Origin of the sequence: Paenarthrobacter sp. R1, from assembly GCF_030264015.1 — a bacterium.
Classification (GTDB): domain Bacteria; phylum Actinomycetota; class Actinomycetes; order Actinomycetales; family Micrococcaceae; genus Arthrobacter; species Arthrobacter ureafaciens.
Genome location: NZ_CP127115.1, coordinates 1,174,580 through 1,196,226 on the forward strand (window position 1 = coordinate 1,174,580; position 21,647 = coordinate 1,196,226).

The following is a 21,647-nucleotide window of genomic DNA, read 5'->3' on the forward strand; positions in this document are numbered from 1 at the left end:
GGACAAAATATCCGTATCTTCTCGATTGCCGCGGGTTTATGTTTCGTTCTACTGGCAGCCGGCCTGGCCAGCGGCATGGGTTCACCCGCCTCACAGTTATTGGGCGACCTGGCCATTCTGACGGCCGCGCTGACTGCCCTCACTGCCCACACACTGGCGGCCCTGAGGCGCCGGGACCACGTTGCGGGCCGGTGGTTTGTTGTTGCCGGACTTGCTTTGTGGACCGCCGGCCAACTGATTTGGACCGTCAACGGCATCACCCTCAACCATGACTATCCCTTCCCCTCCTTCGCCGACGTTGGCTTCATCTGGTACGCGCTGCCTGCCTCGATTGGCCTGACGCTGCTGCTGAGAGGGCAGAGCCGCCGGCTCTCGATCAAGCGGACCGTCCTGGATTCGGGCGTCGTGGCGAGCGCCACGTTCTTCATCGCATGGAGCTCGGTTCTGGGGCCGTTGGCGGGGACGCTGGGCCGGGACTCCTTTGCCCACATCACCCAGATGGCGTACCCCATCGCGGACGTGTTCATGGTGACGGTGGTCATCGTCCTGACAATGCGGGCGGCGCGTGGAAGGCGGCTGCCTTGGCTTTGCCTGGGTATCGGCTTTTGGGTCCTCGCCATCACGGACCTGGCGTATGTGCGCTTCACCCTTGAGGGCATCACCGGCGTCACGGGCTCACCCTTGGCGTTCGGTTGGGTGCTGGCGTTCCTGTTGATTGGCCTCAGCCCGCTTGTTCCTGCCTCGGACAAGGTCCGCAAAGACGGCCGCGCCTACGCGGCGATGCTGGAACTACTCCCCTACCTACCGGTTTTCAGTGCTGTGTTCTTCTCCAGAAGCAGGGCGATCGGCTATGAACCCATCCTGGTGATCACAGGTTTGGTAACCATTGTGTTCGTCATCGTGCGCCAAGTACTGATCGTCGTCGAGAACGTCACGCTGACCAGCGAGCTCGAAAGCAAAGTTGCCGAACGCACCGCCGAACTGGAAGGGCTGGGGGCGATCGTCAACTCCTCCGGCGACGCGATTATCGGCAAGGACCCTGACGGCACCATCACCAGCTGGAACCCGGGCGCCGAGCGCATCTACGGCTATCCAGCGTCGGAAACCATCGGCAGGAAGAGCGATTTCTTCATCCCCGCCGAACTCCGCCAGGAGGAAGCCGAGGCCCTCGCCATCACGGCAGCGCAAGGCACAGTGCAGAACTACGAATCCACCCGGCGGCGTTCGGACGGGACGCTTGTTCCCGTCTCCATCACGATGTCCCCTGTCCGCAGTGCCACGGGGATCAGGGGCGCCGCCACCATCTCCCGGGACATCACCGAACGCAGGGCCGCCGAAGCCGAGCTCTTGTGTGCACGTGAGACGGCGTTGGAAGCCAGCCGCTTGAAGTCCGAGTTCCTCGCCACCATGAGCCACGAGATCCGCACGCCGCTCAACGCCGTCATCGGGCTGACGTCCCTCCTGATGGACACCGAGTTGAACGAAGCCCAACGCCAATACGCACAGGGCGTGAAAGGTGCCGGAGAGGTCCTCCTCACCCTCATCAACGACATCCTTGATTTCTCCAAGCTGGAAGCCGGCAAAGTGGACCTGGACGTCACCGCGTTCGATCCGCGGGCACTGGTGGAAGAGGTGGCCGGACTCGTTGCCGAAGCGGCGCAGAGCAAGGACCTGGAACTCATCTCCTACTGCCATCCGGACGTCCCGTCACGGCTCATGGGCGACTCCGGACGCATCCGCCAGATCCTGCTGAACCTTGCCTCCAACGCCGTGAAGTTCACCCCCTCCGGTGAGGTGGAGATCCAGGTGTCCCTCTTGGAGGAGCACGACGGTAAAGCGTCCCTGCGCTTCCAAGTCCGGGACACCGGAATCGGCATCAGCGAAGCGGACCACCAACGGCTTTTCGAATCCTTCGCCCAGGCGGATGCGTCCACCACGCGACGTTACGGTGGCACCGGCCTCGGCTTGGCGATTTCCCGGCGGCTCACGGAAGTCATGGGCGGTGAAATCGGCTTGACCAGTGAGGAGGGCGCCGGCAGCCGGTTCTGGTTCGATCTGGAGCTGCCGATCGGCCCCGTCCCCGCGGACACCGCGGCGGTTCCGGCGTCGTTGGCAGGCCGCCGGGTCCTGGTCGTGGACGACAACTCCACCAACCGCCTCGTCCTGGAGAACCAGCTGGCCAGTTGGGGCATGGTCCCGGTGGCTGTGCCGGATGCCGGAAGCGCCTTATACGAGTACCGCGCCGCCGCCAAGGCTAAAGCGCCATACGACCTCGCGGTGGTGGACATGTGCATGCCGGACACCAACGGGCTGCAGCTCGCCCGCCAACTCACGTCGGAAGGCAACGGCACACACGCTCCGGGCATCATCCTGCTGACCTCCACCATGGGCGTGGAGAAAGCCGAACTCACCTCCGCAGGCATCCGCGAATACCTCACCAAGCCGGTCCGGAGCTCCGAGTTCTACAACCGGCTGCTCCGGCTCATTGCCGGGAAGACTCCAGGCCCGGCACCCGCGAAGGCCGCTTCTCCCAGGCCGGCGGCCGGGAGCCTTGGCAGGCTCCTGGTGGCCGAAGACAACGAGGTCAACCAGCTGGTGGCCCGCGGCATGGCGAACCGTTTGGGTTACGAAGTGGACATCGTCGACGACGGCGAACAAGCCGTTGCTGCCACCCTCACCCAGGACTACGCAGCCATCCTCATGGACTGCCACATGCCGGTCATGGACGGATTCGAAGCAACCCGCACCATCAGGGCCCGCGACGCCGCCGGCCGACGCGTTCCCATCATCGCCATGACTGCCGGGGCCTTGGATGAGGACCGCGAGCGCTGTTTCGCCGCGGGCATGGACGACTACATCAGCAAGCCCGTGGACGTGGACACGCTCGGGCAGACCCTGGCCAAGTGGGTGCCGCAGGCCTTGGCCGGCGACCCGCAGCAGCCGGCGGCAGCAACGCCGTCGAGCGCCACATCCCAAGCGAGCGCTACATCTCAGGCGGGCGCTACATCCCCGGCGAGCGCCGCTCCGGCCATTGACCCGGACCGTGTGCAAATGCTGCGCAAGCTCGGCCCCGGGCTGCTGCCCGACGCCGTCGCGGCCTTCCGGGATGAGGCGGGCCGGGCGCTCGGCGTCCTGGACCAGGCCCTGGCCACCAATGACGCCGGCGCTCTCCGATCAGCCGCGCACAAGCTGGCCGGTGCCGCGGGCAGCATTGGTGCTGTGGGGGCGTCGGCGTTGTCCAAGCGGTTGGAACAGCTGGGCGGGTCCGGCTCGGCCCCGTTGGATCCGGTGGGTCGTCGCGTGTTTGAGGAATTGAAAGCAGAATTGGCCCGGGCGGAAGACGAGCTTGGGCGCACGTTGTTGGGAGCCCCATGAAAGTCCTGATCGCGGACGATGACCTGATTTCCCGGATGATCACCAAAGCCGCCGTGGAGCAGGCCGGGCACGATTGCGTGGTGGCGGTGGACGGCGACGAAGCCTGGGAGCTGTATCAGGTGCACCAGCCCGGGGCTGTAGTGACGGACCTGATGATGCCGGGTTTGAACGGCCTGGACCTGTGCCGGGCCATCCGGGAGTCGGAGGATGACTCCTACACCTACCTGATCCTTGTGACCTCGCACGGTTCCCGGGATGATGTGCTGGCCGGCATGGAGGCAGGGGCGGACGACTACGTCACCAAGCCGTTGGACCCGTTCAACCTGCGGATCAGGCTGCTGGCCGCGCAACGGATCACCTCGCTGCACGCGGACCTCGCGCGTTACCGTTCGGCGCTCACCGAGCAGGCACGCACGGATCCCCTCACCAAGCTGCACAACAGGCTCAAGCTCACCGAGGATCTCGCGGAGCTGCAGGACCGGACCGAGCCCCACGATTTCTGCTTGGCGATGGTGGATGTGGACAACTTCAAGAGTTACAACGATCTGTACGGGCACCCTGCCGGTGATGCGGCGCTGGTGGCCATCGCCTCGACGCTTGCCGGGGCGGTGCGGGAGACCGACGGCGTTTACAGGTTTGGCGGCGAGGAGTTCCTGCTGCTCCTGCACGGGCAGGACGCGGACGGCGCGGAGGGTGTCATGGAGCGCATCCGTTCGGCGGTGCACGCGCTGCAGATCGAGCACACGGGTGATCCTGACGGCGTCCTCACCATCAGCGCCGGAGTGGCTTCCTATGCCGAGGGGCACCGTTCGGGCACAGAGCAGCTCCTCAAGGATGCCGACCTCGCCCTGTACGCAGCCAAGGCATCCGGCCGGAACCGGGTGACGGTAGCGAGCCGTAGTTCCTTCCCCAACTGACTGGCAGCAGGGGTTGTTCTGAGCGCTGGGAACAACCCCTACTGCCAGTTACTTGGGCGATAGAGTGGCCACATGAGCCACACTTCTTCCGCGCCTGCTCCTGCCCCGGCTTCCTCACCCCAACCCCCTGTTGCCAAGCGTGTCCCCACCCGTCGCGAACACCACGGCGACGTCTTCGTGGACAACTACGAGTGGCTCCGGGACAAGGAATCCCCGGAGGTGGTTGAACACCTCAAGGCTGAGAACGCCTACCAGGAAGCTGTGACCGCACACCAGGAGCCGTTGCGCGAAGCGATCTTCCAGGAGATCAAGGGCCGCACCCAGGAAACCGACCTGTCCGTGCCCAGCCGCAAGGACGGGTGGTGGTACTACAGCCGTTCCGTGGAGGGCAAGGAATACACCATCCAGTGCCGCGTCCGCGCCCAGGACACGGGAGACCGCGTGGCGGACTGGACTCCGCCGTCGGTTGAACCCGGTGTTTCCCTTGCCGGCGAGGAGATCCTCCTGGACGGCAACGTCGAGGCCGAGGGCAAGCCCTTCTTCAGCGTTGGCGGTGCCGCCGTCACCATCGACGGCAACCTCTACGCCTACGCCGTGGACAACGCCGGCGACGAACGCTTCACGCTGCGCATCAAGGACCTCCGCACCGGCGAACTCCTCCCGGACGTGATCGAGAACGTCTTCTACGGCGTGGCCTTCTCCCCCGACGGAACCCGCCTCTTCTACACGGTGGTGGACGAATCCTGGCGCCCCTACCAGGTGAAGGCCCACGTCCTGGGGACGCCCGTCACCGAGGATGAGGTGGTGTACCAGGAGGACGACGTCGCCATGTGGTTGGGCTTCGACCTCGCCTCTGACAGGCGCCACCTTGTGCTCAGCATCGGTTGCTCGGAGTACAGCGAAACCCGTCTGCTCCGCTTCGACGACTACGACGCCGGGCTGACCACCGTCATCTCCCGTGACGAGCGCCTTCTCTACGAGGCCGAGCCCTTCCTCCTGGACGGTCGCGAGACCATCCTGCTCACCCACAACAAGGACGCCATCAACTCCATGGTGAGCCTGGTTGATCCTGAAGAACTGGCCAAGCCGCTGTCCGAGCAGGACTGGCGTACCGTCGTCGAACATTCAGACGACGTGCGCGTCAACGGCGCCGGCGTGACCGCCACGCACCTGGTGCTGTCCATCCGGAAGGACACCATTGAACGCGTGCAGGTCCTGCCGCTCGCCGGGCTGGGGACGCCGCAGCAGGCTGCCCCGGTGGAGCCGGAATTCGACGAGGAGCTCTACACTGCGGGCGTCTCCGGCTCCGACTACAACGCTCCGGTCATCCGGATCGGCTACACGTCCTACTTCACGCCGTCGCGGGTTTACGACTTTGTGCTGCCCACGGCTGATGCTCCCGCCGGTGAACTGCTGCTGCGCAAGGAAAGCCCCGTGCTGGGCGGCTACTCGGCCGCCGACTACGTCGCCACCCGTGAGTGGGCAACCGCCGACGACGGCACCCTGGTCCCGCTGTCCGTGCTGCGGCACGTTTCGGTCAAGCAGGACGGGACGGGCGCCGGCTTGGTGTACGGGTACGGTTCGTACGAGGTGAGCATGGATCCCGGATTCGGCGTGGCCCGGTTGTCCCTGCTGGACCGCGGGATCGTCATGGTGATTGCGCACATCCGCGGTGGTGGAGAGCTGGGCCGGCACTGGTACGACGACGGCAAGAAACTCACCAAGAAGAACACGTTCACAGACTTCATCGCGGCCACGGATTGGCTGGCTGCCTCCGGTTGGGTTGCCCCTGACCGCATTGCCGCAATGGGTGGCTCGGCGGGCGGCCTTCTCATGGGCGCCGTCGCGAACATGGCGCCGGAGAAGTACGCGGCCGTGGTGGCCCAGGTGCCGTTCGTGGATGCGTTGACCACCATCCTGGATCCGGACCTCCCGCTGTCCGCGCTGGAATGGGAAGAATGGGGCAACCCGATCACGGACCCCCAGGCCTACGCGTACATGAAGTCCTACACACCGTATGAAAACGTGCGGTCCGTGGCTTACCCGAAGATCGCTGCTGTGACCTCTTTCAACGACACCCGCGTGCTGTACGTGGAGCCGGCCAAGTGGGTGCAGGCGCTGCGGTCGACGTCAACGGGTTCAGAGCCGATCGTGATGAAGATCGAGATGGATGGCGGGCACGGCGGAGCCTCCGGCAGGTACGTCCAGTGGCGTGAGCGTGCGTGGGACTACGCGTTCGTGGCGGACTCCCTCGGCGCGACGGAACTCCTCCCCGGCGCCGGCCTCAAGTAAGTCTCCCCGGCACCCAACTGGGTCGCATTTGTGCGCGTTTAGAGCCGTCAAAACGCGCACAAATGCGACCTAGTTGGGTTGGTGGGGGCGGAGGATGGCGAAATAACCGGGAATGACGTCCGGGCGCCCGGGGTTGCTGAGTGGCCGGGTTTCGATGTTCGCCGCCCCCTCCTCCACCAGGTCCCAGTCCGACGGCGGAAACGCCTTGCGCCGTTGAGCGGCACCGAAGCGCCCGGGCATGGGAAGGCCACGGATGGCCCACTCCAGCGGCGCGGGAATGGAATGCCGCGTCGCGCCAAGGTGGCTGACGTAGTCCACGGGCGTGCCGCGGAAGTTGGTTTCCGCGAGGAACACCGTGCCACGCCGGCCCACGACCGGCAGCAAGTTCGCTGCCAAAGCAGCCCGGCCCTTCCGGTCCAGAACATGGAGCACGCCGCGGATGAACACGTTGGCGTCTCCGCTGAAGCCCGCCTCTTCCAGCGCCGTCCCTACGGTTCGCCACGCGCCGGGTGCCGTGAGGTCCGCAACGGCGAACGACGTCGTCGGGCACTCCTGCGATTCGCGCCGCGCCCGCTCAACGGCGTTTGCCGAGTAGTCCACGCCCACAGCGTGCGGGAAATGCGGGGCGAAGTGGCGGGTGAAGCTGCCGTTGCCGCAGCCGACGTCCACCAACGGAAGGTCCGCATCCAGCAAGGCAAGTTTGGGCAGGTAGCTCTCGGCCTCATGGCTGTTGCCTGAATCCCAGAGGACATCGCCGTCGGCTCCCGTGGAACGTACCTTGCCCCAGTATTGGTCCCATGCGGTCTGCGGGTCCTTGGGCGCCCCGGAGGACAGCCTGATGAGGCGCGGAACCAGCAGGTACTTGCGGAAAGCAGTCAGCATCCTTCCAATATATGGGCGCCTACGCGTTGATCAGCCAGTTGAGGGCTTCTGTTTCGTCCGTGAAAAATTTGGTGGGGCACGGGGGCTTCATGATGCCGATGAAAAAATTGGCGATTACCCTGTCCACCGGCGACGACCCCCACAATGCGATGCGCGAGGCCTGGCACGGTTTCGCGAAGACGGACCGGGCGCCGCGGGTGACATCGTTGGTGGTGGCCATGTCCACGATCATCGGATGCCGGTCCTTGCCGCAAATTTCGTTCACGCGGTCCATGGCGCGCTGGGCGTCCCGTTCCTTGATGCTCGCTCCCCGGGGCCACGTCAGCCGGAGAATGCCCGGTTCCTCCAACTCAAGTTCAAAATCAACCGGCTGGTAATCCTGGGATGCTGCTGCCTGCTCCACCGTGCTCCTCGACGTTTCGTAACCGGGGCACCGCTGGTTTCTCCCCCGACACACCAACACTTGCCGAGCGCGTGCCCAATGTAAAGAGGCGTGACGCGACCCATTTGGCCATGCCGGGCCGTGACCTGCGGATGCGCTGATAAGGTGTGCAACATCTGGTAAAACCGTGGAACAAAAGTTGTAACGGAAGGGGCTCAGTGGTTCACAACGGAGCCGAAGTACAGCACGTTCCGCTCACGGCCGTGGTGCTGGATTCGGACGTGGAACGGTTGACGACGACGTCGGCCGCCCTCACCGGTGCCGGCTTCCAGGTTTTCCCTGCTTCAAACCCTGATTCACTGGCCATCAGCCTCGAACACAACCACCCCTCGATCGTGGTGGTGGAGAACGCCCTCGCCCACGGACTGCGCAGTCCCGGGATCCCCGTCCTGCTGCTGCTGAACGCCGGGGATTCCGTGGACCTCGAGGAAGCAGAAGCGTGGCGGGTGGTGGATTACGTCATCAACCCCGTCCGTCCGGACGAGCTGGTTCACAGGGTCAACACCCTCATCGGCAGGTCCAGGGAACGCTCCCGCTCGCGCAACCACATGGAGGCCCTGCGGGAAAGCCTGCGCAACGTGTCCGCCGCGATCCGTGAAACCAACGACCCCCAGCTCATTGCCGACCACGTAGTCCGGGGTTTCGGCGAAGCGTTGGGCGTGGACCACGTCTGGTTCGCCACCTTCCGTGACGAGCGCGTCCCCTCCATCCGGGCACAGTGGAACGCCCCGGGCACCAAACAGCTTCCCGCCAAGCTCGGCAACAGCGAGAACGCCATCGCAGAGCTATCCAACCGCCTGTGGACCGAAGCGGACGCTATGACAGTCCTGGACCACCGCGAGGAGCCCGATTCCAGGATCACCCAGGCCCTGCGCGAATGGTCTCCGGAACTGCAGCCCGTCTCCACGGTCATCCTCCCTGTTGGCGAAGGCGCCTCGGCGCTGGGCGTGGTCCTCCTGTGCACCGAGAACCGGATCCATGACTGGACCCGCCCCGAACTCTCACTGATGCAGCACGTGGCCGGGAACGTTGCCCACGGACTCATCCAGGGCCACCTCATCAGCGCCCAGCAACGGGTCCTGCAGCAGCTGAGGCAGCTGGACAAGGCCAAGACGGACTTCCTGGCCACCGTCAACCACGAACTCCGGACTCCCCTGACGTCCATCACCGCCTACCTGGACATGATCCGCGACGGCTCAGGCGGCCCGGTCCCCGACGGCATCAAGAAGATGCTGGACGTCATTGCCCGGAACTCGGACCGGCTGCGGCGGCTGATTGAAGACATGCTGACGGTCTCCATGCAGGACGGCAGCAACTTGGACCTCAAACCCGTGGATGTGGACAAACTGCTGCAGGTTGTTGTCGCCACGCTCCGGCCCCTGGCTGAGTCCCGGCACGTGGACATCTCCTACGTTGAAGCCTCCGAAGACATCGAGGTCACCGCCGACGAAGCCAAACTCGAGCAGGTCTTCACCAACATCGTGGCCAACGCCATCAAGTTCACCCCGGAGGGTGGCCGGGTCGGGATTACCAGCGTCCTGGAGGAAACGAACGACGGCGGACACGCGGCACTGGTGCGCGTGGCGGACACGGGCCTTGGCATCCCTGAACACGACCTGCCCCACATCTTCACCCGCTTCTACCGGGCATCAAACGCAACATCGGCGGCCGTACCCGGCAGCGGGCTGGGCCTGGCGATCGCGCACGACATCATCAGCAGGCACATGGGGCGGCTGAACCTTGATTCCACCCTGGGGGCAGGGACCACGGTGTCCATTGAGCTCCCTGTCGGCGGGCCGTAAGCAACAGGCGGGTGTCGCCGTCGTCGGTTTTTACCCCCGCTTCGGCGTGTGACAGCGCAGTCAAGCACTCCGGCCGGTCCTGACGGCGAGGGTCACTAATCCGCGACACATATCGAAACAAAACAGATGCCCCGGGTAACAACCCGGGGCATCAAATTGCGTCATGGGGCCTTTTCAGGCGTCCCCCCAATTTAGTTCGGCCACCATCCGATGCTGGTGGTGTTTGTCTTGGTGGTGACGCTGTTCGGCCACCAGCCGATTGCCGTGGAGTCCTGCGACGGCTCGGCGTTAGCCGGAGCAGCGAATCCTGTAACTGCCAGGACTGCCGCCATGAGCAGGGTTGCCGCAAATTTCTTCATCCGCTGTGCCCTTTCGTTCTGATGCGAATTTGAGAGTGTGACTTGAACAATGTCACGGGGCAAACTATACGAGCTTTTCAATGCTAATGACATGGATAATGGGTTTATGCAGAGTCCCCACCTGGCATCACACGTTGTAGCAGGGCTCAATGCACGTGCCAAATGGAAAGAGCGAAAATTCGACGAGGCTTTCGAGCTCGCCGGTGACGCCGCTGACCTGGCCGCTGCCGCCGGGGATGACGACACGTGGTGGGAAATGCTCTACCTCCAAGCAGAATGCCGCCGGGACCAAGGCAGCATCGAAGAATACCTGCGGCTCGCAACCGAGCTGAACAACCACCAACTCACATCCACCTCCTCCGAGCGCGGCGCGAAGGCCGGGACCATGGTGGCCGTCGCCTTCCAGGGACTGGGCCGCCTGGCCGAGGCTGCTGCCATGGCCTCGGACTCCGCAAAGCTGGCCGCCGGCGACCCCGATCTGCTGCACGTCCAGATCCTCGCCCAGCGCGCACTCATCGCGGCGTTGGCCGAAAGCAGGCTGCTTGAGGACGCCTGGCGCGAATGCCTGCAGCTGGAAACCCTGCTGGCCGATGTTGACGAAGACACTGCAGGCAAGGGCTATTGGGTCATCGGCAACGTCGCGTTCCTGGCGGACAGGGTTGCCGACGGCGGGATGTACCACGACCTCGCGGCCGAACGCCTGTCCCCCTCCAAGGACGTGGACCTGTGGGCGCGGTTCAACCGGGCCTCGGCGGAGATGCGGCTTCAGGCCAAGCTCCTGGACTCTGCCACCCTGCGCTGCATCGAGCGGGCGGAGATGGCCACAGACATTGTGGGCGGCTCCGAGCGGGACCACTTGGAGATGTCTCTGGTCCGCGCCCGCTGGAACTACCTCAACCAGGACATGCAGGAAGCCCTGGCCATCCTCGAGCCGCTCTGCGCACAATCCTCCATCCTTGCCACCCAGACAGCCGCCGAAGCACACTTCCTCCTCGGCAGGACCCTGCTGGCACTGGCCCGGCTGGACGATGCCGAGGCGGTGTTCGATAAGTCCGCGAGTCTCTTCGACCAATCAGCCCTGCCCGAGCGCAGTTCTGCCGTGCATGACTACCTCCGCGATAATGTTGGCAGTGCTGCGAAAGATCGGGGCGGCCAACACAGGGGGTGACCAGGTGCCGCAGGAGGACTCAATAGCCGGGAAGGACCCACGGCTGGGCAAGCTCCTGGACGGAATCGTCAGGCTTGCTGCCGGCGACCTTGACGCCCGGATGGAAGTCTCGGACGCCCGGGACGAGATCGACGCCGTCATCATGGGCACCAACCTCCTGGCCGAAGACCTGCAGATCGCCTACGCGGAACTGGAGCAGCGGGTCGCCGCTCGAACGCGGCAATTGCACGAGGCGCACCGCGAGATGCAGCACATGGCCATGACGGATTCCCTCACCGGCCTCAGCAACCGTTCAGCGTTCACCACGGCCCTCACCGACGCCCAGGAGAAAGCCGCCGCACAGGGGCAGCGCCCGGCCATCCTCCTGCTGGACATGGACGGCTTCAAAGGCATCAACGACTCCCTGGGCCACACCATCGGCGACAAGGTCCTCGAAACAGTGGCCGGGCGCATCACCGGCGCAGTGCGGGACGAAGACATCGTCGCCCGCATGGGAGGGGACGAATTCGCCATCCTCCTGCACGACGTGACCCCGGCGATTGCCGCATCGATCGGCAACCGGGTGCTTGCCGCCGTCGACGGCATCCTGGAAATCGAGGGACACCACGTGCGCTGCGGAGCGAGCATGGGCCTTCGCATGGCCGCACCCGGGCAGAGCGCCCAGGAAATCATGATGGAAGCGGACATCGCCATGTACGAGTCCAAAGCCGAGGGCCGCGGCCGCCTCAAGTCATTCCAACCGGCCATGCTGCATGCCCGGCAGCTGAGGAACCAGCTGGTCAACGAGCTCAAGGAAGCCATCGCCGGCAACCAGCTGGTGCTGTTCTACCAACCCATCGTCCGGTTGGACACCCGCGAAATCGAGGGCGTGGAAGCCCTGGTCCGCTGGAACCATCCCACGCGCGGCATGGTGATGCCGGACGAGTTCATTCCCATCGCCGAGGAAACGGGTCTCATCTCCGAACTGGGCGGCTGGGTGCTGTGCACCGCCGTCGAGCAGTTGCAGCGCTGGCGCAACGATCCCCTGACAGCGCACCACAACTTCAACATGCGCATCAACGTCTCCGCCGCGGACCTGCAGCGGCTCGAATTCGTGGAGGACGTCCGGGACGCGCTGTCCACAGCCAAGCTCGACCCCACGCTGCTGGTCCTGGAGCTGACCGAGAGCGCCGTCATCCAAGGCAACGACCTCGACCGGTACACCCTCAGCAGCCTGGAACGGCTCGGCGTCGGCATGGAGATCGACGACTTCGGCACCGGCTACTCGTCCATCGACTACCTCCGCCGCCTGCCCGTCCACGCCGTCAAGGTGGACCGTTCGCTGCTCTCCGCGCTCGGCAGCGATCCCGCCCAACCCGCGCTGCTGGCGGCCGTTCTGCAACTCATCCGTGCCTGCGGACTTGGCGCCGTGTGGGAGGGCATCGAGACCGAAGACCAGGCCCGGTACCTGCTCGGCATCGGCTGCACCAGCGGGCAGGGGTACTACTTCAGCAGGCCGCTCTCGGAGGAAGTACTCACTGAGCAGCTCAGGCACCACAAGACCTGGCCGGTGGCGGACTAGGAGCACGACGGCGGCCTGCCGGCTTGGTTGCCGGCTGCCGGCGTGGTTGCCGGCTTGGGGGCTGGTTGCCGGCTTGGGGCTATTCGCCGTTCCGCCGTGCACGCCACTCGGAGTCGAGGATCGCGTAGATGTTCTCGGTGGCCCATTGCCCCTTGTAGTGCCAGATGTCCACGAGGGACGCCTCCAGCCGCATGCCAATACGCTTGCAGATTGCCGCCGAACCGTGGTTGAGGGCGTCCAGCTTGGCGTCGACGCGATGGAAGGCAAGGAGTCCGAAGGCCAGGTCCAGCACGGCTTCCGCGGCTTCCGTGGCGATTCCCTGGCCCCTCGCATCAGGATGCAGGATCCAGCCAACCTCTGCCTGCCCCGGCCCTTCCAACCACTTGAGCACCACCTCGCCCAGCAGCCCAGGCTCATCCTGCCGCTCGATCGCCAGGCAGACCCAGTCGCCCTCCTGCTTGAATTCGAAGTTCGCGTAGCGCCCCAGCACCTCCATGGCTTTGGTCTTGCTCAGGGGCGGACGCAAAAGGAACCGCGCCGTGTCGGGGAGGGACTGGTAGGCGTGGAAGCGTTCCAGGTCCTCGGCCTCGAAGCGCCGCAAGATGAGGCGTTTGGTGATGATCGGGAGCGCGATATCGGGCATGTCTTCGAGGCTACAGTGCCGGTCCGAAAGGATGTCCAGTTCAGGCCCTGGAGCTTTGTCCAGTCTTGACACGTGGCGCGATCTGGGATTACCTAATGAACATTCGGTAAATAAAGCTGGAGGCAATGACGCATGGTTGAAACAACCCTCTCCGGTGCTTCGCACCACATCCTGACGAACGACTATGCGTCCGAATGGATGGGCATCGAGGTCCTCAAGGTCGACGACGGACACGCCACCATCAGGATGAAGCTCCGCCAGGAAATGCTCAACGGCTTCGGCATGGCACACGGCGGAATGATCTTCGCCTTCGGTGACACCGCCTTCGCGCTGGCCTGCAACCCGGCCAGCCCGACGCCCGAGGAGGCCGCCACCATCACGGTTGCATCCGGCGTCGACATCAACTTCATCAAGCCGGCCTTCGAAGGCCAGGTGATCACCGCCGTCGCCAACCGCCGTGCCACAACGGGCCGCAGCGGCCTGTACGACATCCAGCTCTACGCGGCTGACGAGTCCTCCTCCCCCACCATCACCGAACCCGGCGAACTCATTGCAGAGTTCCGTGGCCGCAGCCGCACCATCTCCAAGAAGTAGGAAGCCATGACACAGAACACCGTCGCCGCAACAGCCACCCCGGAGGCAACCGCTGTTCCCGGACTGGACCGCGAGGAAACCATCTCCCGCGACGAGCTCGAGGCCCTGCAGCTCAGCCGCCTCCAGCACACTGTCGCCTACGCCTACGACCGCGTGCCGCTCTACAAGCGCAAGTTCGACGAAGCCGGCGTCCACCCCAGCGATCTGCGCGAACTGGGCGATCTTGGCAAGTTCCCCTTCACCACCAAGGAAGACCTCCGCCTGGAGTACCCGTTCGGCATGTTCGCCGTCCCGCAGGACCAGGTTGCCCGCATCCACGCGAGCTCCGGCACCACCGGCCGCCCCACCGTGGTGGGCTACACCAAGAACGACCTCGCCAGCTGGGCTACGCTGGTTGCCCGCTCGCTGCGTGCCTCGGGCGTGCGCCCCGGCATGAAGGTCCACAACGCTTACGGCTACGGCCTGTTCACGGGCGGTCTCGGCGCACACGCCGGCGCCGAAGCCCTCGGCTGCACCGTCATTCCCATGTCCGGCGGCCAGACCGAGCGCCAGATCCAGCTCATCCAGGACTTCGAGCCGGATGCCATCCTGGCCACGCCCACGTACTTGCTGACCATCGCCGACGCCATGGCCCAACAGGGCATCGACCCCAAGTCGACGTCGCTCAAGTACGCCGTCCTCGGTGCCGAGCCGTGGACCGAGGAGATGCGCCGCGAGCTCGAAGTCACCATGGACATCAAGGCCTGCGACATCTACGGGCTCTCCGAGGTCATGGGCCCCGGCGTCGCCGGCGAAGCCGTGGAAACCCAGGACGGCTGCCACATCTGGGAAGACCACTTCCGCCCCGAAATCATCGACCCGTTCGACCACACGCGCGTCCTGGGTGACGGCGAACCGGGCGAGCTCGTCTTCACGTCCCTGACCAAGGAAGCGCTGCCGATCATCCGGTACCGCACCAAAGACCTCACGCGCCTGCTCCCCGGTACGGCCCGTCCGGCCCACCGCCGCATGGGACGCATCACCGGCCGCAGCGACGACATGATCATCCTCCGCGGCGTGAACCTGTTCCCGTCCCAGATCGAGGAAATCGCTTTGAGGATTCCGGAGCTCAGCCCGCACTTCCAGCTCGAGCTCACGCGGCCCGAAGGCAAGCGCATGGACTCCCTGACGGTGCGGATCGAGCGCCGCGAGAACGTTCCGGTTGAAGCAGGCACGACGGCGGCACACGCCTTGCGCGAGCAGATCAAGATTCACGTCGGGTCATCGTGCGTAGTGGACGTCGTTGAGCCCGGTTCGCTTGAACGCTCCAACGGCAAGCTCCGCCGCATCTACGACCTTCGCCCCAAGGCCTAGTCTTCCCGGTGACGCCCCGTGTACTTCACGGGGCGTCTTCGGTTTGACAGGTCCGCCCACTGATCGTGAGAAAATGCCACCATGCCAACTGAGACAACCTCCAAGCGCGGACGGCCCGGTTACGACCAGCAGTCGGTGCTCCGCATCGCCGTCGACGTCTTCAACCGCCACGGGTACGACGCAACGTCCATGGGCATCCTGGCCGAAAACCTTGGAATCTCGAAGTCGGCCATCTACCACCACGTCCCCTCCAAGGGCGACCTCCTGAAGCTTGCCTTGGACCACGCCCTCGGCGGCCTGGAGGCCATCCTGGAGCAACCCGAGGCCATGACCGGCCCCGCCGACGCCCGCTTGGAATTCGTGCTGCGGCAAACCATTGCAGTGCTCGTGGAACGGCTCCCCTTCGTCACGTTGCTCCTGCGCCTGCGCGGGAACACCGACATTGAGCGCGACGCCTTGGAACGCCGTCGTGCCTTTGACCATAAGGTGGCTGCGCTCATCTCGGCTGCGCGCGAGGACGGTTCGCTGCGGCAGGACATCGATCCCCGCACGGTCACAAGGCTCCTGTTCGGCACCATCAACTCGATCGTGGAGTGGTACAAGCCCGGCGGCTCGCTGTCCCCGGAGAAGCTTGCGGACGACGTGATCACCATGGCTTTCGACGGCCTCCACGCCGCCGCCTGACCCTCTATCACCTCCCGCCCCTTTCCCGGCGTCCCTCTATCACCTCCCGCCCCTTTCCCGGCGTCCCTCTATCACTTCCCGCCCCCTTCCCGGCGCCCCTCTATCACCTCCCGCCCCTTTCCCGGCGTCCCTCTATCACTTCCCGACCCGCCCCGGACGCGACAGAAATTTGTAAGGTCTCCGGAGCCGTTGCGAGCGTAGGATTTTCAGCGTAGGAGGTGGCCATCATGCAACTAGCCCTCAACACAGCCACAACTGTCCTGCCCGTCGATGACATGAGCCGCGCGCACGCTTTTTACACGGAAAAGCTCGGCCTGCCACACCGTGGGAAAACCTGGGACGGAAATGATTTGTTCGGCAACGACGGCGGCGCGATGCTGCAGTTGCTGCCCATCACGGATGGCATGCACTCAAGCCATACCGCACTGAGTTTTGAGGTCCGCGACATCGAGCGATTGGTCGCTGAAATGGAAGCCAGGGGCGTTTCATTCCAGGACTATGACGAGCCCGGCCTCAAGACGGAAAACCATATTTGCACTACTGAAGCCGAGAAATGCGCTTGGTTTATGGACACGGAGAACAACATCCTCTGCATCCACGAAACGCTCGGGCAGCAGGCCGAATACCAGCTATAAAGATTAACGACGAAACGCTCTCCTTGTTGGGAGAGCGTTTCGTCGTTCGCGGTGGGAAGTGATAGAGCAAACCCCTCAAACCCGGTGGGAAGTGATAGAGCAACCCCTCAAACCCGGCGGGAAGCGATAGAGCAACCCCTCAAACCCGGCGGGAAGTGCTAGAGGGTTACTTCTCCACGAGGGTGAGGACGTCGTAGGTGGCTACGATGTCGTCGTTCTGGTTGGTTAGGACTGCATCCCAGGCAACCTCGCCGTACTCGTCCGTTTCACGCGGCGTGATCTTCTTGGCGGTCAGGGTCACCCGGATGGAGTCGCCCGCGGCAACCGGCGTGATGAAGCGCAGGTTCTCCAGGCCGTAGTTGGCCAGGACGGGACCCGGAGCCGGCTCCACGAACAGACCCGCAGCCCAGCTCAGGAGCAGGTAGCCGTGGGCCACGATGCCCGGGAAGAAGGGGTTGGCCTCGGCGGCTTCCTGGTTGGTGTGCGCGTAGAAGGTATCACCGGTGGAGTTTGCGAAGGCCGTGATGTCCTCCAGCGTGACCTCGCGGAGCTCGGAACGAACAGCGTCGCCGATCCGCAGGGTAGACAAGTGCTTGCGGAAGGGGTGCTCACCCTCGGTTTCGATGGTGAAGTTCCGGTCGGCACCGGTGTGCCACTGGCCGGTGACGGCGGTGAGCATGTTCGGCGAACCCTGGATGGCCGTGCGCTGCATGTGGTGCAGCACAGAGCGGATACCGCCCAGTTCTTCGCCGCCGCCTGCGCGGCCGGGGCCGCCGTGGACAAGGTGCGGAACGGGGGAACCGTGACCGGTGGACGAGCGTGCGTCTTCGCGGTTGAGCATGTGGACACGGCCGTGGTGGGCTGCGATGCCGGTAACCAGTTCGCGGGCCACTGCGGGATCGTTGGTGCACACGGAGGCCACCAGCGAGCCGGAACCGCGGGCGGCGAGGCGCACGGCGTCGGCGAGGTCGGTGTAGCCAAGCACTGAGGAGACGGGTCCGAAGGCTTCGAGGGAGTGGACTTCTTCGGCTTCCGCGTCAGCCCAGCTGAGGAGCACCGGAGCCATGAAGGCGCCGTCCTCCACTACGCCGACGGTGCCGCCGACGGAGGTGACCGACGGCGAGTCGAGGCTTCCGTACGCAAGCTCACCGCCGGCGTCGAGCATTGACTGGACGGCCGCGCGAACATCGGCGAGCTGCTCCAGCGAGGCGAGGGCGCCCATGGTGACGCCTTCGGCGCGCGGGTCACCGACCACAACGCGTTCGTTGATGCGGGCGCCGATGGCTGCGGCGACCTCGGAGGTCAACTCCTTGGGGACGAGCACGCGGCGGATGGCGGTGCACTTCTGGCCCGCCTTGACGGTCATCTCGGTGACGACGGCCTTGACGAAAGCGTCGAACTCGGGGGTGCCGGGGACGGCGTCGGGGCCGAGGATGGCCGCGTTCAGCGAGTCCGTCTCCGAGGTGAAGCGGACGCCGCCCTGCACCACGTTAGGGTGCGATTTCAGCGACTTGGCCGTTGCGGCGGAACCGGTGAAAGACACGAGGTCGCGGTAATCGAGTTCGTCCAGGAGCGTGCGGGCAGAACCGGAGATCAGCTGGAGCGAACCTGCGGGAAGGATGCCGGATTCCACGATGGCCTTCACGGCAGCGGCGGCGACATAGCCCGTGGGCGTCGCCGGCTTGACGATGGTTGGCACGCCGGCGAGGAAGGACGGCGCGAACTTCTCCAGCATCCCCCAGACCGGGAAGTTGAAAGCGTTGATCTGGACGGCTACGCCGGGAATGCGGGTATAGATGTGCTCGCCGGCGAACGAACCGTCCTTGGACAGGACCTCCATGGGACCGTCCACGATCACCTGCGAGTTGGGCAGTTCACGCCGGCCCTTGGAACCGAATGTGAAGAGCACGCCGATGCCGCCGTCGATGTCGATCATGTTGTCGATCTTGGTGGCGCCGGACTGCGAGGACTGGGCGTAGAGCTCTTCGCGGCGGCCGTTCAGGTACTGGGCCAGCTCCTTGAGCTTGAGGGCGCGCTGGTGGAACGTCAGTTTGCCGAGTTCCGCCTGGCCCGTGGTGCGTCCGTAGTTCACGACGGCGGCAAGGTCCAGGCCGTCGGTGCTCACGTTGGCCAGGACTTCGCCGGTGCTGGCATCCCGCACGGGCACGGTCTTGGCTTCGGGCGCCGGGGTCCACCACGCGTCCTGAACGTAGCTGGGGACGGTGGCAACGTCTGTGGTTTCCGGGGCGACTGCTGTAGTGGTCATCGTCGACGGGTCCTTCCGAGGCACATGAAAGCGGCACGGTCGAATGTCGGATGGACCAACATTACTGACCGGCCGTTCGGTAATATATACAGACTACATGAATGGCCCGGAGAGTACAGCGGGAATTTGCGCGCATTGTGATAGAAGGATTCCCAAAACCCGGCGGGATGTGAGAGAGGGACGCCCAAAACCCGGCGGGATGTGAGAGAGGGACGCCCAAAACCCGGCGGGATGTGAGAGAAGGATCAGCTCCGGCTGCCCAGCTTCCGTGCCAACAGCAGCGGTTTCTTCAGGAACTCGCCCACGCTGGTCCGGGTAATGATCGTCTGGTTCAGGGCATCAAGCCGCCCCAGGACCTGGTCCAGCTTGGCAACGGTCTCATCGAGCCGCCGCTCCTGTGCCCGGATGAGTTCCTCCTGTTCGGCCAGCACGCGGGACAAATAGAGCACCGTCCCCATGCCGCCCTGGGCAACCTCGTTCCGCAGATGATCGTCACGGACCAGGGCATCGTAACGGGCATGCTCCGCCGCCTTGGCAAAAATGCTGTTGCCGTCATGCCCATCCGATTCCGGCCGCTGCGACCAAAACGCCAGCGGTTCCCCGTCGATGAATCCGACGCGTGAATGGCTCAGCACGCGCAGGTGGAATTCCCAGTCCCCCACCACCGGAAGATCCTCGTTGTAATAGCCGACGGCGTCGTGGAGACTCCTGCGGTACAGGAAGGAAATGGGTACGGCTCGGTTGATCCGGAGCATGTCCGCAAGGGTGATCTGACGCAGGTCCGCCCAGAAAATCTCACGCCGGACAGGCTCGATCCTGCCGTCTGCAATCTCCTCGATGACAATTTCCGTCCGCACCATGACTCCCGCGTCCGAGGCATGCGCCGGGTCATCCAAATACTCCACGGTGCGCTCCAGGAAAGTGGGCGCCCAAAAATCATCGTCATCATGGATCACCACAAACTCGCCGGTGCCGGCCTTGATTCCCGCATTCGACGCCGCTTCCATCCCCACAGACTCAGCATGGTGAAGCGTGGTGATACGCGCCTGCTCAGCTTGCGACCGCTGCGAGGTGAGATGTTCGACGGCGGCCGGGTCGCCGCCGTCGTTGACGATGACCAACTCGAAATCCTGGAAAGTCTGGGCAAAGATGTCGTCCAACGCGCGGGCCAGGAAGACCGGCCTGCTCTTGGTGCGGGTCACGATGGTGATGCGGGCGGTCATGGCTCGTCCATTCAGTTGGGGATGTTGATCAATCCTGCATGCTAGCAGCGCGCTGGGGCCGGGGATGGAGCTTCGCAACAAGGTCGGAAATTTCCTGATCCGTTACGCCATGCCCCGCAAGGTATGCGCGCGCGTCCAGCTCGCCCAGGAACCGGCGCAGGGCATCCCTCCGCCGCTCCAACAGCTCTTCCAAATCCCGGTCCGGAAGGTAGGGATCATGGGCATGCGGCGCACCGTGGGTCCGGTGGCGTTCATTGATACCGCGGGCCGCAAGCTCGTAGCCGCGCAGGATCTCTCCGTCCTCAATGCCGGCTAGCCGCTGCAATATCAGTGCGATCATGCCGCTCCGGTCCCGCCCTGCCGAGCAATGCACCACCACCTTGCCCGGAGACGCAGCGATCGCTTTGAACACGCGGGCAATCTTGTCCCCGAACATTGCCAGGTACTCCGCGTACTGTCCGGGCTCCTTGAGGTAGGGGCCAAAGGTGGTGCCGAAGTCGCTGTGGTCCGGGTCTTCCGTGGGGCAATGCACGACGGCGATCCGCGCCTTCGCGTCGTCCGGCACCTGGGGATCGGTGTCGCGTTGCCGCCGCTCGCGGGAGGCGCGGAGGTCGATCACGGTGCGGACGCCGTCGTCGTACATTTGGCGCCAGCCGGCCTCCGTTACCCACTCGTGGCGCCCCATCCGGTACACGTCCCCGGCAATGCGCCAAGCATTGACCGCACCGTCCCAATCGACGGCCTGTAAGCGGCCTGCCGCGGCGTTCCCATCCATGGAAGCCATGCTAGCCGTGCCGAAGGGTGAGATCTCGCGGCTTTGGCGCGTGTTTAGGCCTGAGAGCTAACCCCTCGGGGCCAGGTGCTTGGAGAGCCGGTACTCCAGGCCGTTCCTGACCGCCGGCCATTCGTGTTCGACGATGGAGAACACCACTGTGTCGCGAAGGGCGCCGTCCTTGCTGCGGGAGTGGTTCCGCAAAACGCCGTCCTGCCTGGCCCCAAGGCGCGCGATCGCCTCACGGGACTGGTGGTTCAGCCAGTGCGTGCGGAACTCGACCGCGGGGCATCCCAACGTTTCAAAAGCGTGCCGGAGCAGCAGGAGCTTGGAATCAGGGTTGGTGCCCGTTCCGTGGGCTGAGGCCGCGTTCCAGGTGGACCCGATCTCGACGCGCGGAGTGTCGGCGTCAATGTTCATGTACGTCGTCATGCCGATGAGCTTGCCGGTACTGTTCAGCCGCGTCGCGAACGGCAGCATGGAACCCACTGCCTGGAGGGCAAGACGCCGATCGATGTCGGCGGCCATGCCCTCCGGAGTTGGCACGGACGTGTACCAGAGCTTCCAGAGTTCGCCGTCGCGGGCGGCCTCCACAAGACCGTCGTGATGGGCGGCGTCAAGGGGCTCGAGGGTTACAAAGTGGCCCTTAAGGGTGATCGGTTCAATCGCAGTCACCCGG

Annotated in this window: 18 protein-coding genes; 10 read left to right on the plus strand and 8 right to left on the minus strand. The window is 64.7% G+C overall.

Features of this window, described 5'->3' with window-relative positions:
* The first annotated feature begins 75 nt into the window (after window positions 1-75).
* The 3 genes from QN084_RS05575 to QN084_RS05585 all read left to right on the plus strand — a co-directional run bounded on the left by QN084_RS05575 (window position 76) and on the right by QN084_RS05585 (window position 6,584).
* Window positions 76-3,375 (plus strand): hybrid sensor histidine kinase/response regulator, encoded by a 3,300-nt coding sequence (locus QN084_RS05575; protein ID WP_259362677.1) that lies wholly within the window; start codon window positions 76-78, stop codon window positions 3,373-3,375.
* A complete protein-coding gene (locus QN084_RS05580) occupies window positions 3,372-4,292 on the plus strand; it encodes a GGDEF domain-containing protein (RefSeq protein WP_069695871.1) in 921 nt (306 codons plus the stop codon). Before QN084_RS05575 ends, QN084_RS05580 begins: the two co-directional genes overlap by 4 nt.
* 72 nt (window positions 4,293-4,364) lie before the next feature.
* On the plus strand, window positions 4,365-6,584 hold the full coding sequence (locus tag QN084_RS05585) for a S9 family peptidase (RefSeq protein ID WP_069695872.1): 2,220 nt from the start codon (window positions 4,365-4,367) through the stop codon (window positions 6,582-6,584).
* A gap of 69 nt (window positions 6,585-6,653) precedes the next feature.
* On the opposite strand, the gene QN084_RS05590 is transcribed toward QN084_RS05585, so the two are convergent.
* Together QN084_RS05590 and QN084_RS05595 are read right to left on the minus strand one after the other, a co-directional pair.
* Window positions 6,654-7,466, minus strand: a complete 813-nt coding sequence (locus tag QN084_RS05590; protein ID WP_069695873.1) for a class I SAM-dependent methyltransferase — start codon at window positions 7,464-7,466, stop codon at window positions 6,654-6,656.
* A gap of 19 nt (window positions 7,467-7,485) precedes the next feature.
* Window positions 7,486-7,869: a DUF7793 family protein gene (locus tag QN084_RS05595; RefSeq protein ID WP_062097758.1), complete on the minus strand. Its 384-nt coding sequence runs from the start codon at window positions 7,867-7,869 to the stop codon at window positions 7,486-7,488.
* 197 nt (window positions 7,870-8,066) lie between these two features.
* Here QN084_RS05595 and QN084_RS05600 point away from each other — a divergent pair, with 197 nt between their 5' ends.
* The gene (locus QN084_RS05600; RefSeq protein ID WP_069695874.1) at window positions 8,067-9,710 is read left to right on the plus strand and encodes an ATP-binding protein; all 1,644 of its coding nucleotides are present in this window, start codon (window positions 8,067-8,069) and stop codon (window positions 9,708-9,710) included.
* Window positions 9,711-9,901: 191 nt separating this feature from the next.
* Here QN084_RS05600 and QN084_RS05605 read toward each other — a convergent pair whose 3' ends face one another.
* Window positions 9,902-10,069 (minus strand): hypothetical protein, encoded by a 168-nt coding sequence (locus tag QN084_RS05605; RefSeq protein WP_021473873.1) that lies wholly within the window; start codon window positions 10,067-10,069, stop codon window positions 9,902-9,904.
* Between the two features lie 106 nt (window positions 10,070-10,175).
* On the opposite strand from QN084_RS05605, the gene QN084_RS05610 reads away from it, so the two are divergent.
* Together QN084_RS05610 and QN084_RS05615 are read left to right on the plus strand one after the other, a co-directional pair.
* Window positions 10,176-11,237, plus strand: coding sequence for a tetratricopeptide repeat protein (locus QN084_RS05610; RefSeq protein WP_069695875.1), 1,062 nt, complete (start codon window positions 10,176-10,178; stop codon window positions 11,235-11,237).
* A gap of 4 nt (window positions 11,238-11,241) precedes the next feature.
* Window positions 11,242-12,798: a putative bifunctional diguanylate cyclase/phosphodiesterase gene (locus QN084_RS05615; protein WP_069695966.1), complete on the plus strand. Its 1,557-nt coding sequence runs from the start codon at window positions 11,242-11,244 to the stop codon at window positions 12,796-12,798.
* A gap of 79 nt (window positions 12,799-12,877) precedes the next feature.
* On the opposite strand, the gene QN084_RS05620 is transcribed toward QN084_RS05615, so the two are convergent.
* Window positions 12,878-13,441, minus strand: a complete 564-nt coding sequence (locus tag QN084_RS05620) for a GNAT family N-acetyltransferase (protein ID WP_069695876.1) — start codon at window positions 13,439-13,441, stop codon at window positions 12,878-12,880.
* A gap of 132 nt (window positions 13,442-13,573) precedes the next feature.
* Between QN084_RS05620 and QN084_RS05625 the strand changes: the two genes are divergently transcribed.
* The 4 genes from QN084_RS05625 (at window position 13,574) to QN084_RS05640 (ending at window position 16,707) form a co-directional block, all read left to right on the plus strand.
* Window positions 13,574-14,035: a hotdog fold thioesterase gene (locus tag QN084_RS05625; RefSeq protein WP_021473869.1), complete on the plus strand. Its 462-nt coding sequence runs from the start codon at window positions 13,574-13,576 to the stop codon at window positions 14,033-14,035.
* A 6-nt stretch (window positions 14,036-14,041) separates the two neighbouring features.
* Window positions 14,042-15,388: a phenylacetate--CoA ligase PaaK gene (paaK, locus tag QN084_RS05630; RefSeq protein WP_069695877.1), complete on the plus strand. Its 1,347-nt coding sequence runs from the start codon at window positions 14,042-14,044 to the stop codon at window positions 15,386-15,388.
* 81 nt (window positions 15,389-15,469) lie between these two features.
* Complete coding sequence (locus QN084_RS05635) at window positions 15,470-16,072, plus strand: TetR/AcrR family transcriptional regulator (RefSeq protein WP_021473867.1); 603 nt, start codon at window positions 15,470-15,472, stop codon at window positions 16,070-16,072.
* A gap of 227 nt (window positions 16,073-16,299) precedes the next feature.
* Window positions 16,300-16,707 carry a VOC family protein gene (locus QN084_RS05640; protein WP_069695878.1) on the plus strand — a complete coding sequence of 136 codons (408 nt, stop codon included), beginning with the start codon at window positions 16,300-16,302 and terminating at the stop codon, window positions 16,705-16,707.
* A gap of 166 nt (window positions 16,708-16,873) precedes the next feature.
* On the opposite strand, the gene paaZ is transcribed toward QN084_RS05640, so the two are convergent.
* From paaZ to QN084_RS05660, 4 genes are all read right to left on the minus strand, one after another.
* Window positions 16,874-18,973: a phenylacetic acid degradation bifunctional protein PaaZ gene (paaZ, locus tag QN084_RS05645; RefSeq protein WP_069695879.1), complete on the minus strand. Its 2,100-nt coding sequence runs from the start codon at window positions 18,971-18,973 to the stop codon at window positions 16,874-16,876.
* 245 nt (window positions 18,974-19,218) lie between these two features.
* Entirely contained in the window at window positions 19,219-20,196 is a 978-nt protein-coding gene (locus tag QN084_RS05650; protein WP_259362679.1) for a glycosyltransferase family 2 protein, read from the minus strand.
* Between the two features lie 28 nt (window positions 20,197-20,224).
* A complete protein-coding gene (locus QN084_RS05655; protein ID WP_069695968.1) occupies window positions 20,225-20,971 on the minus strand; it encodes a tyrosine-protein phosphatase in 747 nt (248 codons plus the stop codon).
* A gap of 66 nt (window positions 20,972-21,037) precedes the next feature.
* A complete protein-coding gene (locus tag QN084_RS05660; RefSeq protein ID WP_069695880.1) occupies window positions 21,038-21,643 on the minus strand; it encodes a GNAT family N-acetyltransferase in 606 nt (201 codons plus the stop codon).
* Window positions 21,644-21,647: the final 4 nt, after the last annotated feature.